Annotated in this window: 10 protein-coding genes and 1 pseudogene; 7 read left to right on the top strand and 4 right to left on the bottom strand. The window is 57.0% G+C overall.

The window, feature by feature from the left end:
• Positions 1–501: 501 nt before the first annotated feature.
• The 5 genes from FHT70_RS28345 (at position 502) to FHT70_RS28325 (ending at position 5244) form a co-directional block, all read left to right on the top strand.
• Positions 502–1098 (top strand): AraC family transcriptional regulator, encoded by a 597-nt coding sequence (locus FHT70_RS28345; RefSeq protein ID WP_183706434.1) that lies wholly within the window; start codon positions 502–504, stop codon positions 1096–1098.
• 145 nt (positions 1099–1243) lie between these two features.
• Positions 1244–1927: a type 1 glutamine amidotransferase domain-containing protein gene (locus FHT70_RS28340; RefSeq protein WP_183706432.1), complete on the top strand. Its 684-nt coding sequence runs from the start codon at positions 1244–1246 to the stop codon at positions 1925–1927.
• A 483-nt stretch (positions 1928–2410) separates the two neighbouring features.
• Positions 2411–2710 (top strand): putative quinol monooxygenase, encoded by a 300-nt coding sequence (locus FHT70_RS28335; RefSeq protein ID WP_097601070.1) that lies wholly within the window; start codon positions 2411–2413, stop codon positions 2708–2710.
• 124 nt (positions 2711–2834) lie between these two features.
• Positions 2835–4064, top strand: coding sequence for an MFS transporter (locus tag FHT70_RS28330; protein ID WP_183706430.1), 1230 nt, complete (start codon positions 2835–2837; stop codon positions 4062–4064).
• A gap of 76 nt (positions 4065–4140) precedes the next feature.
• Complete coding sequence (locus FHT70_RS28325) at positions 4141–5244, top strand: NADH:flavin oxidoreductase/NADH oxidase (RefSeq protein WP_097601072.1); 1104 nt, start codon at positions 4141–4143, stop codon at positions 5242–5244.
• Positions 5245–5711: 467 nt separating this feature from the next.
• Here the strand turns inward: FHT70_RS28325 and FHT70_RS28320 are convergent, their stop codons facing one another.
• Positions 5712–6950, bottom strand: a complete 1239-nt coding sequence (locus FHT70_RS28320) for an NAD(P)/FAD-dependent oxidoreductase (RefSeq protein WP_183706428.1) — start codon at positions 6948–6950, stop codon at positions 5712–5714.
• 96 nt (positions 6951–7046) lie between these two features.
• On the opposite strand from FHT70_RS28320, the gene FHT70_RS28315 reads away from it, so the two are divergent.
• On the top strand, positions 7047–8576 hold the full coding sequence (locus tag FHT70_RS28315) for a sodium:proton antiporter (RefSeq protein ID WP_183706426.1): 1530 nt from the start codon (positions 7047–7049) through the stop codon (positions 8574–8576).
• 61 nt (positions 8577–8637) lie between these two features.
• Here the strand turns inward: FHT70_RS28315 and FHT70_RS28310 are convergent, their stop codons facing one another.
• The 3 genes and pseudogenes from FHT70_RS28310 to FHT70_RS30530 form a co-directional block, all read right to left on the bottom strand.
• Positions 8638–11505: a winged helix-turn-helix domain-containing protein gene (locus FHT70_RS28310; protein ID WP_183706424.1), complete on the bottom strand. Its 2868-nt coding sequence runs from the start codon at positions 11503–11505 to the stop codon at positions 8638–8640.
• Between the two features lie 148 nt (positions 11506–11653).
• Positions 11654–13945 carry an FdhF/YdeP family oxidoreductase gene (locus FHT70_RS28305; protein WP_183706422.1) on the bottom strand — a complete coding sequence of 764 codons (2292 nt, stop codon included), beginning with the start codon at positions 13943–13945 and terminating at the stop codon, positions 11654–11656.
• Positions 13946–15641: 1696 nt separating this feature from the next.
• A pseudogene (locus FHT70_RS30530) lies at positions 15642–15790 on the bottom strand (damage-inducible mutagenesis protein); the annotation flags it as partial.
• A 170-nt stretch (positions 15791–15960) separates the two neighbouring features.
• Here FHT70_RS30530 and FHT70_RS30525 point away from each other — a divergent pair.
• Positions 15961–16113, top strand: a 153-nt coding sequence (locus FHT70_RS30525) for a CopG family transcriptional regulator (protein WP_246722016.1), incomplete at its 3' end; no start/stop codon positions are given.

Here is a 16113-nt window from a genome sequence, read left to right as displayed (position 1 = left end):
CCTTTCACGTGGGCTTGGACGCTCACTGACCTGACGGCGGGATAGACTACTACTTGCCTCCCCAAGGTAAATGCTGCGAAGAATTCTACTAAGTGCCTGGTTGGTGAGGTAACGCATTGCCTCGGTCGCTCCCAAGTCGCTTCCCAAGTCGCTTCCCAATTGCGCCAAGTAAACGAATGTGATCGTATGCGCTACCGGATGATGAGGGTGCGAAGCATGAATAAGCTGCCTGCCTCTTATGCCAGAGGACGCGTGATCCTGAGTTCCTCCGGCAGGAGCTGGCAGGGTGTCCAGGCCGAACTTCGCTTCCATCCCGCGGGCGAGAGGCCACCTGGTACAATCGACGTAAACGAGATCTGTGTCGTCATGCGCGGAACGACGGTGGTAACCCGTCAGGCCGAGGGTGTGCGTGAACGGATCGTAGGGGCGCCGGGAACGATCGGATTAAGCCCCTGCGGGATACGAGAGGACTTTAAATCGATCTCTCGTACGATAGACGAGATGGTACACATCTATCTGCCTGCATCGTTTTTATCAAATCTCGCCGGAACGCTCCGCAGCGATGCGTCATCGCCTTCTATCGACTATCATGCCGGCTTTCGTGACCCGCTCATCGAGTGCATCGCGACGGAATTCGTCAGGGAACTAACTTGCGAGACCTGGGGCGGGAGTTTGCTCATCGAAGCCCTCTCGGACGCGTTAGCTCTGAGGCTCCTGAATAGTCACGCGGGTTTTGGGATTGGCCCTGCGCGCAGCGCAATCGCATCACCAGGTCTCGACTCAAGGCGCCTCCAACGCGTGATCGACTATATCGATGCTAATCTCGCACAACCGATTACCTTGGACGATCTGGCAGCTGTGGCCTCCCTGAGCCGCTTCCATTTCTCGCGCATGTTCAAGATTGCAACCGGGCAGTCGCCCAGCACCTTCGTCGGTCACCGTCGGCTGGAAATGGCCAAGATACGACTCGCGGCCGGCCTTTCGATCGCCCAGATCGCATTCGATTGCGGCTTCTCGTCTGAGTCAAATTTCGTCCGGTCCTTCAAACGCGTCGGCGGGATGACACCGGGCGAGTTCAGGCGCATGTCCCGCCAGTGATGCACTACTGATCGACCGGTTATCACCGCGTGTGCCGCAAAGGACCTCAACTGCGCACAGACGGAATAATGTGCAGCACGCAGTGACCGTGCGCAGCTAGTCCAGCAAGATAGAGTGGTGCCGCAGCCGAGCAGGAGGTGGCACTGTGAAGATTGCGATCGTTTTGACATCGCACGACCAACTTGGCGACACGGGCAAGAAAACGGGCTTCTGGTTGGAAGAGCTAGCTGCACCGTACCTCCTGTTCCGAGAAGCCGGCGTCGATATCACGTTAGCCTCACCGAAGGGCGGTATTCCGTCGCTCGACCCCAGGAGTTGCGAAGCCGCCAATCAGACGGATGATACGCGGCGATTCGAAAGCGATGCGTCCGCCATGGCGTCGCTGAAAGCCACGCGTCGACTGTCGTCGATCGCCGCAGCGGAGTTTGATGCAGTGTTTTTCTCAGGCGGCTACGGTGCGCTCTGGGACCTGACGAATGATCCCGACGCTCTTTCCTTAATCGAGACGATGCTGGCGACGAGCAAGCCGGTTGCGCTCGTGTCTCATGCTCCAGGCATTCTCACCAACGTCAGGACCCCGGATGACCGACCAATAACCATGGGACTCGAGGTGACCGGCTTCACGAACTCCGAGGAGTCCGTGATGCAGTTCAGGGAGGTGGTGCCTTTCCTTTTGGAGGATCTGCTCAAGAGCCAAGGAGCGAAGTTTTCAGCTGCGGAGGACTTCAACAGCTATGTCGTTCGCGATGGCCTTCTGGTGACCGGCCAGAATCCTTCGTCGTCGAGGACCGCAGCGATCACCCTTCTGATTGCATTGCGAACGGAATGAAAGCGGTCGGAGCAGTTAATTGCGTGAGCTGCGTAGTGCAATCCTGTCGAGGAAACAGCCGCTGTTCCGCGCCAAGCGCAACAACCGAGAAGAGGCGGATCCGTGACGTTTGGATGTTGCCCGCACTGGCAGCCGACGGTTTCCGAAGGTCTTGAATAAGACCCGAAACCTGAACCCATGTCATTCTTTTTGCGGTTGAACCGATTAGAAACGACGGACCTTTTATTGTAAGGCCCCGTCTCCAGTTCTTCGACTGCGGTTGGCTTCAGCAGCTCGCGTCGTACGCCGCCATCGTCCTCTCGCCGAAGGAGACGTTAGGCCGAGGTTTGGCCCAGCGGCTTCTACCGACGTAACTCTTGAAGCCGGTATCGTTTAACGCTTTTTTACCGTGTTTTACGCACGCCTCTCAAGTCGACCGGATAGTGTGTCTGTCGGTTGTCGTCCCATCCGTGATGGGTGGGCGGTCGGATCAAAGGACACCATATGACAAACGTCAAAGTTTACGCGGTTCTTACGGCAAAATCCGGGAAAGAAGCAGAATTGGAAGACTTGCTAAGAGGCATGGCTGCGCCTTCGCGGGGAGAGAAAGGTAACTTGCGCTATGATCTTTGGCGAGACGCCTCGGAGCCGAGCCGTTTCATCCTTGACGAGATGTACATCGACGTGGAGGCCAACTCCTCTCATCGTGAAACTCCTCATTTTCAAAACTACGTGGGCAAAATCGGCGAACTCGCGGATCGATCCGTTTATACCGTGACAGCCGTCGACGTGATTGACGTATGAGCATGAGATTCACTGCATTTTACAACGCTTAATTACACTCGATCGATATCCGGCGTGAAGATAACGCATCCAGCTACCGGGACGGGTCCGAAACACTTTTCCCACCCCATTAAGGATGCGACCGATGCTCGACAAAGCCTATCACGCTCAATGCGCCGCGGTTTACGTTCATTCCTCCGATCCCGTGGAGCGCGGGCGATGCCGCCTGACACTGCTGTCGCTGGCTTTGGGCAGTTTCTGCATTGGCACCTCCGAATTCGCCAGCATGGGTATCCTCCAACTGTTTTCCGAAAGCCTGGGGATAAGCATTCCTACTGCGACGAACGCCGTGACTGCCTACGCTTTCGGAGTGGTCATCGGCGCACCACTTGTCACGCTAGCGGCTGCACGATTAAACCGTCGCACCCTGCTTCTCATGCTCATGGCGCAGTTCGTATTGGGGAATATCCTGTCCGCGCTGGCGGCCAACTTGGAGATGTTCGTACTCGCTCGTTTCATCAGCGGCATGCCCCAAGGTGCATATTTCGGGGCAGGAGCCGTTGTAGCCACCTACGTCTACGGCCCTGGCCATACCGGCAAGGCCTTTGCTCTGGTGATGATGGGACTGACCGTGGCGACCATCGTCGGCTCCCCACTCGCGACGTTCCTCGGCCAGACCATCGGCTGGCGAAACACCTACTTTGCGGTGTCGGGCCTCGGCGCGCTATCGTTCCTGGCGCTAATGGCGTTCGTGCCGAAAACCCACGCTCTGAACGGTAGCTCCGTCATACAGGAGCTTAGCGCTCTGCGTAAAGGAGCAGTATGGATGACCATGCTCGTCGCCGCTCTCGGCGTTGCGAGCATATTTGCGATCTACACTTTCGTAGGACCGTTAATCACGGATGTCGCCATGCTGGAAGCAGGATGGATCCCGGTTGCACTTACAGTTTTCGGACTCGGGATGACTGCAGGCAATTTTCTTGGCGGTCGCCTCGCCGACACGTATCCGGCACGCGGTCTCCTGCTCGGATTTGGCGTAGCAGTCGTCGTACTCGCAGCACTGGCCACTTTCGGGTTCAAGCTTCCCGTCCTATTCGCCGGTTTCTTCCTGGTCGGCGCAACCATGTTCACCGCGATACCGACTATCCAGGTCAGACTGACTAAATTCGCTCCCGAGGCGCCCACCCTTGTAGGCGCGATGAATTTGGCGGCACTCAACCTGTCCAATGCGATCGGGGCATGGTCGGGTGGCCTTGCGATTGCGAGCGGCTTTGGCATTCTCTCCTCCGCTTGGGCGGGGTTTTGCCTCACGCTCACCGGTCTCGTCATCTTCACCATGACGCTCACTCGCCGTCCTAATCTGGCAGCCGCCTAGACCGTCACACATCGTGGTACCTTAGCGCATAAGGACAAACGTACGGCAACAGGAAGCCGTGTTGGGAGCAGCAACAATGTCCAAGCCAAAGCTTTTCACGCCCATTGAAATCAAGGGCCTCACATTGGCCAATCGGATCGTCATTGCGCCGATGTGTCAGTACTCCGCCGAAGAAGGGAACATGAACGAATGGCACTTGATACATCTTGGCAAGCTTTCCCTCTCAGGCGCAGCGCTCTTGACGATTGAGGCAACTGCAGTTCTCCCGGAAGGACGGATTACCTATGGAGATCTCGGCCTCTACAGCGATCAGAATTACGCGGCTATGAGCTTGACGCTCGAGAGCATCCGGCGGTGGTCGGACATGCCTATCGCGATTCAGCTCAGTCACGCCGGCAGGAAGGCGTCGACCGAAGTTCCCTGGAAAGGTGGCGGCCAGTTTGCTCCAACCGACGGACTCGGTTGGCAAACATACGGCGCGTCGCCGATCTCCTACAACGCTGATCAACAACCGCCCGTCGCTTTGGATAAAGAGCGACTGAAACGCGTTCGCGATGCATTTGGAGCTGCCGCGGCGCGAGCCGACAAACTCGGTATCGACATCGTGCAACTTCACGCCGCGCACGGTTATCTACTCCATCAGTTTTTGTCACCGTTAGCCAACCAACGCACGGACGAATATGGCGGGAGCCTCGAGAACCGAATGCGCTTTCCCTTAGAAGTTTTCGATACGGTCAGCGCAGCATTCCGTGAGAAGCCGGTTTCAGTGCGTATCTCTGCGACGGATTGGGTTCAGGGTGGCCTGACGCTTGAAGAGTCGCTTGTTTTCGCACAAGAACTCGAAAAGCATGGCGCTGGCGCGATACATGTGTCCAGTGGAGGCCTCCATCCCGCCCAGAAGATCGCAGTAGGGCCTAGCTACCAGGTCCCGTTGGCTCGAGAGGTGCGGAAGGTCGTTCACGTTCCCGTGGTCGCGGTTGGCTTGATCACCGGCTACGATCAAGCCGAAGCGATCGTCGGGACTGGTGACGCCGACATGGTAGCCTTGGCAAGAACTATCCTATTCGATCCGAACTGGCCGTGGCACGCTGCAGCGGAGTTGGGTGGTAAAATTCGTGTACCAAACCAATACCTTCGCTCGCAGCCCAATCGGTATCGCGGTCTTTTTGAGACGGAATAACACGCAGCTCCACGGTAACATCAACGCAGAAAGGATCTCAGGATGCCCCGTCATTGCAGATTCCGGTATTCTGCAGCAAATGGCGCGGGGACATTTTCTCGGACGAATGAAAGCTAACACTCACGGGGTGCATCCCACTCGGAGCTATCCGGGAAGGCTCCATTTTATAGATCAGGCCAAGTCAGAGACCCAAGCCGTTCTTGTTGAGGAGTGATTGGCAATGGTCGGCGGGCGCATCGACGCCATTTCTGTTGGTGATCTTGAAAACGGCATTGGCATCGTCAGCCGGGCGTCGTCTTCGCAGAAGGCGTAGGTCTCCAAAGGTCGATGGGCGCTGCGGCCGTCGACGCTGAGCACGCTAGCCGCGTGGCCGCAAATTAGCGAAGCCTCGGAGCGGATCGGGGTTCGGGTTTAGAAGAAAATGTCGAAATCTTGAAAGCCATTCGCTATGCGGTCAGTCCTGCCCATTAGGGAGCGACTGCTTTAGGATAGCACGCCGCGAATTCTTGAACTGCCCTGATGCCACTCTCCCATGCACCGTGAGCTGTAGAGAAGTCGAAGCGACTTGTCGCCTCGCCTGCAAAAAACAGTCGCTCGCTCACTGGTTTTGCCAATGTCTCGCGGTCTCGAGCGCAGCCGGGCAATGCATGGCTGTATGAACCGTGGATCCATTTAACGTTGCACCATGAAGAGGACGAAATTGGCTTGAGGTATTTTTCAATTTTACCACCGAGCAGCGCCGTCAACTCCTCGATGGCAAAGGCGAAAGCTTCGAGAACTCCAGCGTCTTCGAGCGCGATCGCGCCAGGGCCGCCAAAAAATCCCTCAACGATCGGGCGACCAAGCGGTCGGATGTAGTAACTGCCCGTTTTGTCGTTTGCGGGATTGCCCAGAAGATGAGTTTCCGCCTCCAGACCATGATTGCCTTCAAGGTGGAAGAAAAGTTTGTCCGCCAGGCCAAGTGGCAGGTTCCCAGCCGCATGCAGGTGGTCGTCCATTTCCGCATCGAATTCGATAAGGGCTCTGGCAAGCACGGCTGTCGAGACCGTCACGATCACCGCCCGGGAATCAACTGTTCCGCGATCGGTCTCAATCCTGACGCCGGTTCGGGTTTGCCGCACCTTCCTGGCAGCGCAAGATAAATAGAGAGGAACAGGTGGCATACTCCTTACCAACAACGTTCCATATCCTTCACGCACCCGCCAGTTTGACTGGGTCGCGGCCTTGTCATAGGCAAGGAAATCCTCGACTGAGAGGCTATCGAGCGGCGCACCGTTGAGATATCCGCTTAGAGACTGACAGTAAGCGTTCCACTTCCCACCTGGGTCAAGGGCATCCGAAGCTCGATCAGAGGCGGGTGGGTCTCTTTCCATCTGTTTAGACATTCCCGCCCAAGCCTCAAGGGCAGCTTTTCGATCATCGGGAGTGAATCCGAGGTCCCGCCATTGATCCTGCCAAGCGGTGCGACCTTCTACGACATCGAAGCCTTCAGCCCTTGCCATATCGACCAGCGGATTGCGTTCACCAGAATGTAACCAGCCACAACCCATGTCGAGTGGGAGACCATAGATCTCGTTGGTCCAGGCTCGGCCGCCGACGCGGCTGCTTGCTTCAATGACAACTACCTTGCGACCCAGCGAGGTCAGCATACGGGCCGCGGAAATACCAGCTGCCCCAGCGCCGATTATTGCCACCTCGAAGTCCATAACGCGCTCCGTTAATTTTGGTGAAATTGGCCGCCGGATGCTCATGATTCGGGCTACCGAGACTATAACGCCTACAGATCTTTGTTATTGTACATCATGAGCTTTTTCGAAACCCTAGTGGCGCTTCTGGCAGTCGCCGTGTTTCTGTTGCAGATCACAAGGCGAGTCCACCTGCCCTATCCAGGCATCCTTGCCGCGGCTGGCGTAGCTGTCGCGATGGTTCCCGGAGCACCTAACATCCCGATTGATCCCCATACAGCGTTGGCGCTTTTTATCGCGCCTGTCCTCGTCGACTCAGCCTATGACTTTCCCATCGGCGCTGCGAGGCGCATGCTCCTGCCGATCTTTGTTTACGCTGTAGTAGCCGTTCTCGCTACCACGGGTATCGTCGTTGCTATCGGCACGATGACCGCCGGTCTCCCCCTAGCGGTTGCCGTCACTCTTGGCGCGATCGTCGCTCCTCCGGACGCTGCGGCGGCAACCGCCGTTCTGTCAGGACTACCCGTCGATCGCAGGGTGGATACGCTGCTGAAGGGCGAGAGCCTGTTCAACGACGCGACCGCCCTTTTGCTGTTCAGCGCGGCTCTGAACGTCCATGCCAGTGGCGGGCTAGGGTCGGCGACCGTTATCAAGATTGCGATCGCGGCACCGGGTGGGATACTTTTCGGTATAGCATTTGGTTATCTTCTTTCCAGACTCAGGCCACTTACGGAAAACACGGTAGGCGGGACGCTTCTCCAGTTCGTTTACGCGTTCGCAACCTGGTTAATCGCCGAGAGACTGCATCTGTCGGCGGTATTGGCTACCGTATCAAGCGCTATGACTATCGCCACTTTGGCGAGTGTCAACGACTCTCCCCGGATGCGCGTCCATTCGTTTGCCGTATGGACGACCGTGGTTTTTCTACTGAATGTGGTAGCGTTCTTGCTGATGGGCCTGCAGGCGAAAAGCATCGTTCAGACAATGTCTCCTGATGAGCTAGCCCGCGCGGTCGGCTTCGCCACGATTGTCGTCATCAGCGTGATCGTTTGCAGAATGGCGATTGCTTTTCTCTTTCACGCGGTAGTCGCGTACCGACACAAAAGAGGGGGTTACCTCGCACCATTCCGACATGGAGAGACTCTGCTTGTGGGGTGGGCCGGGATGCGTGGCCTCGTCACTCTTGCGACTGCCTTCGCTCTCCCACCAGATTTCCCCGAGCGCAACTTGGTAGTACTCGCGGCGTTTGCCGTTGTGCTTGCGACGCTTGTCATCCAAGGGGGGACGCTGGCTCCGATGATCCACCTTCTCCGGCTGGGCCGCCAGACGGCAGTCCGAAAGGAGACGGATGTGGCTAGAGCGGGCCTTGCTGAAGCTGCGGTCGCAAGGTTGGCCTCAGAAGAAGGACCCGAAGCAGCAGCACTCATTGCTCAGTATGCCAAGACCGCAGCGGACCCCGGCGGCCTGTCGGACGATCGACGTCGCGGGCTATTGCGCGCTGCGACCCTAGCTCAGCGCCAGCGCCTCGATGAACTTAGAGACGCCGATCTCATTGGCGCGACGCAATATCTGGAATTGCAAGAGGACCTGGACTGGCAGCAGCTGGCGGCCGAGTCCGAGAAAGAAAGGCGGATAACGGAAAGCTAAAGGGAAAGTCTCTCGTTGAGGCTCCTGCTAGTCGCCATTTTCGAGCAGCCGTAATCAGCGGTTATCGAGAAGCCGCGACTCCCACAGTACTCATGAGATTTGAGCTGTTGAGATCATCAAGCACTTTGTTCGCACGCTGCAGATCGGGCGTGACAAAACCGTCAAGGAATTGGCCATATACCGGCTCGAGCACTGTTTTCGCATCATTAACCTGAAACTTTTCCAGGAGAAGCGAGGCGAGGTCCGTCGCGGCCCGTAGCCGCCAAGCCCAAGAACCATGGTCTTCCGCAATCGCCAGAGCCCGCGACAGAGTTGAATGTGCATCGTCATCGCGACCTTTCGAGCGTTCTTCGATTGCCTTGAGACGAAGCAATTCGGGAAGCATTGAGCGTTGCGGGCCGATCTCGAAGACGTAATTGAGAATGCGAGCCGCTTCATCCACGCATCCGATCGCGTGAAGCGCTCTCGCCAGAAGCGCGTAGTAGACATGCCTGCCGTGCTGAGGGAGGCCAGTGCGGAGTTGATCGAACGCCCGCATGATCGCATCAGGATCTCTTCTTGACCCGGAAAGTGCGTCGAAGGCTTCCGCATAACAGACGGCAACCGGGGTCCAGGTTGGCATGTCATACCTGTCGATGGCTTCCCTCAATTTGGCGAGACAGTGCCCGCCGAGTGCGTAGTCGCGGCATTCGCTGAGTATGAAGAGAATACCGCGAGTGAAGCAGTATATCAGCGTCCAACCATGATGTGCCTCCAATGCCCAATGGGCTGCGGCCTGGACCCGACGTAATCCGGTTCCCGGCCTCTGAGAACCAAGCCATTGAGCCGCACCCAAGGTGTTTTCGGTCCTGATCCGAATGTCGGCGTCAAAACGAGATGCGGTCCCATCCGAAGCGTTCCGTATTTGCTCACGGAGCCGTTCAAGTCGAGCGATAACTGCCGGGTAGTCGCTCTGGATAACATCCATCTCGGCGAGAAGGGTCTCGTGCTCCCACAGAGCCGGGCGGTTACCGCTTTGCATCGCGGCGTTCTTCAGCTGCGCAAGTATCTCCTGCGCTGCCGTTCGGTATCCTGGCAAAAGTCGATAGCTAGCCAGCGCCACAAGGCCCTGGCACTCAGCGTCTTTGTCCCCGACATCACGCGACAGCTTTATAGCTTTCTCGAACGTCGCAATGGCCTTATCGGTATCAGTCGAGATAAATCTGGTGACCGCGGCCAGCCCCAGGAGGAGCTTCAGCTGGAGCGCGCGCTCTGAGCAAGATATCCGGTCATACGCTGTAAGAGCCTCTTCGCAGTTCCTTCTTGCGTCTTCGATCATGGAAAGTTCATGCCAAAGGGGAAGGCCGATAGCCACGAGCCTCAGCCCGAGCAACGTGTCACCATTCTGATAGAGAGCCCAGGTGATGGCCTTGCGCAATTCTTCTGCGCGGGTTGCATAGGTCGCGTACCACTTTTGAGCCGGGAGTCGTGCCCGCTCGGTTATGGACCTCTCAAACACCTCTAGAACATATCGAGCGTATGCCGCCGAAACTTGTTCAACCTCGCCTGAAGTCTCGAGCAGGCTGGCAGCAAATGCTCGTGTGCTGTCCAGAAGCCGATAGCGCATATCGTCGGATGAGTGCTCGATGCTCAACATCGATTTCGAGCGAAGGCCCGCAAGCGCGTCGAAGACAAGGGCGGGATCAAACTGGCGGTGATGTATCACGCGCAGTAGTGCACCTGGTTCGAATGGGTGCGCGAATATCGAGGCGGCACGGAGGACGGCCGCCTCGGTTTCGGTGAGCATTGCATAACTCCACTCCAGCGTGGCGAGAAGGGTCCGCTGCCGCGGCGGGGCCTCAAGCTCGCGGCCTGTAAGTCCAGCAAATCGGTTGTCGAGTTCTCTGAGAACATCGGCCGCCGCTTCGACCAACAGGCGGGGCGCGATAAGTTCGATCGCAAGCGGCAGACCGTCAAGCCTCCGGCAGATCTCTGCGACTGTTTCTGCGTCCCCGTCCGTCAGTTTGTAATGGCCCGCCTCCGAAGCCCGTTCAACCAGCAGCTTGGGAGCGGGATATGCCAGGACTTCCTCCGCGGCGGGAGCTACGCCTGCCGGCGGCACCCCCAGGGGCGCTAGCCATACGACTTTCTCGTGCTTGGCGCGCAGAGCTTGTCGACTTGTGCAAAGGATCCTCACGCTCTCGGTTCTTTTGAGTACCACTTCGCATAGATGCGCCACGGCATTGCTCACATGCTCGCAGGTATCTAACACCAGCAGGGTTGCTCGTTTGGCGAGGGTTGAGGAAATGGCATCAAGTCGGTCTTGACTACCTGAATTGATGCCCAGGACGGCCGCAAGTGAAGGTATGACATATTCTTCATCGGTAATCCGCGACAGATCTACAAACGTGACAGAAATCTCTTCTTCGCCCTCAACAATCCGGGCGACAGCAATAGCCACCGTTGTTTTGCCTATGCCTCCTGCCCCGACGATGTTGGTTAGCCGGCTGACCCCGACGGTCTTGCACAGCTCGGCGATTTCGTCAGCTCGGCCAATGACGTTACCTAAGTGAGGGAGCTGTGTGCTCGCGATGCTCTGCAGGTTACCATCATCAGGCGCAACGCCATCGGCTTGGTCGCTAAGCCAATAGCCCCGGTTTGAAAATGTCTGAATATAGTTGCCCGTGGCCGAGTATTTTCGAAGGGTTCGCCGCAGCGAGGCGATTGTGACCTTGAGATTGCCGTCCTCAATGAAGATGCCTGGCCATACCGCGTCGAACAGGTCTCGTTTTGTTACGACCTCTCCTTTCTTACGCGCCAGTGCGATGAGCAATTCCATTGCTCGGTTGCCAAGGCGCACCTCTTCCTCGTCGTGGAACAAACGGCGGAGCTTGAGATGCAGGCGAAAAGGCCCGAAGATGACTATCTCAGGCGGTTGCCGTGGTGCCATCAAATTCTCCTGCAATACGGAGAGCTGCTTGCGAAAGCAGCGATTGGACACGTCTCACGGGAAGACCGGACAAACAAAGGCGTGATGTGCAAGAGACTGCCCCCTCGCACCAATACCGCACAATACCGCTGGAGTCATCCGCCTGATGTTAGCACGCCCTGGCGACTGCGACCGGAACTCCTTTGTAGGAGGGCGTTCCGGAGGTGCGGTCGAAGTGCTTCAATGGCACCAAAGCATTCAACTCAGGATAATATCCGGCGACAGAACCTGATGGAATGTCGTAGGCAACCGCGGTAAGCCGCTGTACCCTAAGATCGCGGTCCTCCGCGTCAATCAGGCACCGAATATCGATGAGGTCGCCGTCACTGAGTTGTAGAGTTGCCAAATCGGCCGGATTCATGAAAAGAACGTCCCGTCGGCCAAATACCCCACGATACCGGTCGTCCATTCCGTAAACGGTGGTGTTATATTGATCGTGGCTTCGGATCGTCGTCAGAAGGAGAGCGTCTGGCCGTGTCAATAAGGGATCCTCGAGGAGGCCCCGAGCGACCAGGAAGTTTGCTTTCCCGGTGCGCGTGTTCCACCGACGGAATGATGCGGCCACATCCAGACGAAACCCTCCCGGAACTCGGACTCGCTTGTTAAAATCGAAAAACTCCGGGAATACAGCTTCGATTTTATCTCGGATCCGGCTGTAATCCGCGATCAGCCCATCCCAGTCGATCGAATAACGCCCACCAAGCGTGGCCTTGGCGATGCCGGCAATGATTGCCGGCTCCGACTTCAACATCTTCGCCGGCGGCTTTAAAAAGCCCCTCGACGCGTGAACCATCGACATCGAATCTTCCACGGTAACGGCCTGGGGACCCGAGTCTTGCGTATCGAGATCCGTTCGACCCAAGCAGGGAAGTATCAACGACGTTCGCGCTGTAAGCAAATGCGATCGGTTCAGCTTAGTAGAAATATGCACTGCGAGATCAAGCTTACGCATCGCCTGAAACGTCGCAAGTTGGTCCGACATGGCGACGGCCAGGTTCCCACCGAGGCAGATCAGCGCTTTCGAACGCCCTTCCGCGATCGCATCAACAGCCTCAATGGCGCTGTGTCCCTTTTCGCCGTTAGGCCTAAAGCCGAAAGCCTTCTCCATTCCCTCCAGCAGCGCCTCAGTCGGGATCTCTGTAATCCCAACGGTGCGGTCACCCTGAACATTGGAGTGGCCGCGGATCGGGGCGATCCCAGCGCCTTCGCGACCGATGTTGCCGCGTAACATGAGCAGGTTGGCAACCTGCTGTACGTTTTCGGTTCCGTGGGCATGCTGCGTCAGCCCCATCCCATAGCAGACGATTACGTTTTTCGCCTTCACGTAGACATCGGCTGCGCTTTCGATGGCTTGGGGGGTGAGCCCGCTAACTGATTCGATATCAGCCCAGCTCGTCGACTCTATGTCCGCCTGGAGTGCGTCGAATCCAACCGTGTGCTCCGCGATGAAGGCACGATCCAAGACCCCCTCGCCTCCGCCCGCAATCGCCTCGGCGTCGCGAACGAAAATCGCCTTCATGATCCCCTTCAACGCTGCCAGGTCACCTCCGACACGGACCTGATGATAAGCGGAGGCTATACGCGTCGATGACATTGTAGCCATCTCAAGCGGATCTTGAGGTGCCGCGAAACGCTCGAGTGCACGTTCCTTGAGCGGGTTGAACACTATGATTGGCACACCTCGACGCGACGCTTGATGCAATGTCGACATCATACGGGGATGATTGGTACCGGGATTATGTCCGAAACTGAAGATGGCGTCGGCGTGGTCGAAATCCTCCAGCGTCACAGTACCTTTGCCGACACCGATCGACATCGGCAGGCCAACGCTCGTAGCCTCATGGCACATATTGGAGCAATCAGGGAAGTTGTTTGTCCCAAATGCGCGGACGAAAAGCTGATAGAGAAACGCCGATTCATTCGAGGCTCTGCCGGACGTGTAGAACTCCGCCTGGTGAGGGCTGTCCAGATGATTAAGCTCACTCGCGATCAATTCGAACGCGGTATCCCAAGCAATCGGTTCGTAATGATCAGTGTCGCGATTATAGAGCAACGGAAGCGTAATCCTCCCAGCGTCTTCTAACTTGTGGTCTGTCCATTCCCACAGCGCCGCCACGGTGTGTTGTTCGAAGAAAGAGGCATCCGTCTTTTTGGCGGTCGACTCCCAGGTGATTGCCTTGCCCCCGTTTTCGCAAAATTCGAACGACGAGGTGTGTTTGGGATCCGGCCAGGCACAACCTGGACAATCGAAACCCTCCGGTTGGTTGGCCTTTAGCAGCGTTCGTGTGCCCTGGGCGATGATTTGTTGATGGGCAAGGGTCTTTGCTACGGCTTGTAACGCATCCCAGCCGCCGGCCGGACGGTCGTAGCGCTCGATGCCTTCTGGTCGCTTTTCCTTCACGGGATCCTCGTGGCAAATATAAGTTGAAGCTTGAACTCTATCAGCACATCACACGTGACGCACATTATACCGCGGCATAGTGGATCCGAGCGATATTGGAGGATGAACCGTGGAATTGAATACTGCCCGCGCAATCACAACCTCGACCCATAGCAGCACTGCTCCAGCGTGGGATGATTTCTGCGGGTCATGGAAGAAAGGGGTTTGGTCATTTCGCGTCCTGCGAACTTCGTTTTTGATAGCTTCAGGCGACGCTGAGTTCGTCTGACGTGGATAATGCCTCAGAACGCGCTAGTCACAATTGCATCAATAGTTTGCTCGTGGCGCAATTATCCCAGTCGCCGATGATGATCTGGACCGGGGCCTAAAATCCTATCGGCAGGGAGTTCATAAGCGCCGCGGCGAAGGCATCCGGGTAGCGGCAATTCACGATCAATGGCAAGTCGTCGTCCGGGGCAGTTGAAGGGATCTGAACACACGACCCAACATCGAGGATCAAAGAGGCCGATAGCAAAGCCTGAGCTGTTGCACTTAATTTGAGATTCCCCTCGCCAGGAGTCTTAAATTATCTGCCAAAGAATTCGAAACAACCGCATTCTTACGTACTGCCAAACGACAACGGCGACGTGACCTCGCCGTCGAGAGCCCGATGATGGACTTCCTGCCAGTCCATCGGAAACAAGTTCTTCCACGCTCGATGCCATTCGGTCTCGGGCTCCCAACATCGGTCACAAACGGCGGTGCTCACGTGGGCCAGTGACGCAGGCGCTTGGTGCCGCACTTGGTTAGCGTCGGCGAGCCGCAACCGGGACAGATACCACGGGTGCCAGTCGTCGCTTCTAGGCGGATTCCTTCTACGAGGGCGAACTTCATAGTTATCTCCAAACAGCCGTGAGCACACGCCATCAGCAACGTAAGCTCGGTTCCTAGCAGGGAAGTTGGCGGGCGGCTTGGTTGCCGCCTGGAGTTTCTTCGGGCAGTTTCGGCTGCCTCAAGTTCTGATTCGTCTGGTCCGCCTGACGAATAAGCTGAGGCTATTCGTCCATACTTCAGAAATCAACTGTATAAACGGCTTACGCACCATTAACATTGACGACGTCGTCGTTCTTTATGCATCGGAGGCTGAATTGTATAGCATCGCTATTCGACAACCTGGGGCGATAATGGAAAGGAATCTTACAATCATCTTCGCAGCAGGAGGAACAATCGCAAGGCCAGGGAGTTAATGCTTCAGTCGGGCGTAAGCGTAATTGGAGCGTGGCGCTCTCCCCATCCCTCGGGTGTCCGAGGTTGCTTCCAGCTTTCGAGCTGTGACGCGGGGTTCGAATCCCTGCCCCGACAACCGATCTCGCGGGCTACCTCAGCCTGACCCCGACACGACACCCCTTCTCCGAGGGATGCCTGATGACCTCGCCATCGAATGCGCCGCCGAGTTTCGATCCGATCCCGTCGTCCCCTTGGACGGATGGCGGCGATGGTGGAAGTGAGGCCACGCGAGCAGATCATTCAAGCGTGAAGCCCTCGCAACCGACCTTCATAATGATACGACTTCCGGTCATGGCTTCTAGCGGAGGTGCTTGAAAAAGTACGCCCCTCGATTGGTCGGAAAGCGGACGCTGCGGTCGCGTTACGGCTCCTTGACCTCACCTGGTCATATTTGGCGTGCGAGGCACGCCGCTAAGCGACGCCGCTGCTACGAGCCGTAGGTGAGGCTACCGGCAGGCCGGACCGCATCGATTTCCGGCACGCCAAAGGAAAGACAGCCAGCCTTTCGGGCTAATAAGCCCTCCAGCGAGCCGATGGCTCGCGCAGATCGGAAATCACCCTTTCGCAGGTAGCACTCATCGTTCACGGCCCCTGCAAGGTCGTGTTGGCGACCGTCATCATGTCGAGCAAAAAATCGCAGGTTCTGGTGAAAAGATTGGCGCAATGACGCGTCCTTTCGGTACTCACCTTGAGACGGCCGACCACTTGCTTTATATGATGCGTGATGATTGATGCGCGATGAGGCGGATATGAGAACGACCTTAGCGATTGACGACGATGTCCTGATCGCCGCAAAAGCGATGGCAACCCAGCAGCACCGAAGCGTCGGCGAAGTCATTTCTGAGCTGGCGAGACGCTCTCTGCGCCGCCCGCCCAGCAGCGGCGAGCGCAACGGCATTCCT

The sequence above is a fragment of the Rhizobium sp. BK049 genome (genome assembly GCF_014193135.1).
Taxonomy (GTDB): Bacteria; Pseudomonadota; Alphaproteobacteria; order Rhizobiales; family Rhizobiaceae; genus Rhizobium.
The sequence above is the reverse complement of the archived record's forward strand: the minus strand, read 5'-3'. Positions and strand labels throughout refer to the sequence as shown.

Excerpts from the sequence above, each read along its gene's own strand:
- FHT70_RS28345 (WP_183706434.1), top strand. The coding sequence starts at position 502 with ATGGTACACATCTATCTGCCTGCATCGTTTTTATCAAATCTCGCCGGA.
- FHT70_RS28335 (WP_097601070.1), top strand. The coding sequence starts at position 2,411 with ATGACAAACGTCAAAGTTTACGCGGTTCTTACGGCAAAATCCGGGAAA.
- FHT70_RS28330 (WP_183706430.1), top strand. The coding sequence starts at position 2,835 with ATGCTCGACAAAGCCTATCACGCTCAATGCGCCGCGGTTTACGTTCAT.
- FHT70_RS28325 (WP_097601072.1), top strand. The coding sequence starts at position 4,141 with ATGTCCAAGCCAAAGCTTTTCACGCCCATTGAAATCAAGGGCCTCACA.
- FHT70_RS28320 (WP_183706428.1), bottom strand. The coding sequence starts at position 6,950 with ATGGACTTCGAGGTGGCAATAATCGGCGCTGGGGCAGCTGGTATTTCC.
- FHT70_RS28315 (WP_183706426.1), top strand. The coding sequence starts at position 7,047 with ATGAGCTTTTTCGAAACCCTAGTGGCGCTTCTGGCAGTCGCCGTGTTT.
- FHT70_RS28310 (WP_183706424.1), bottom strand. The coding sequence starts at position 11,505 with ATGGCACCACGGCAACCGCCTGAGATAGTCATCTTCGGGCCTTTTCGC.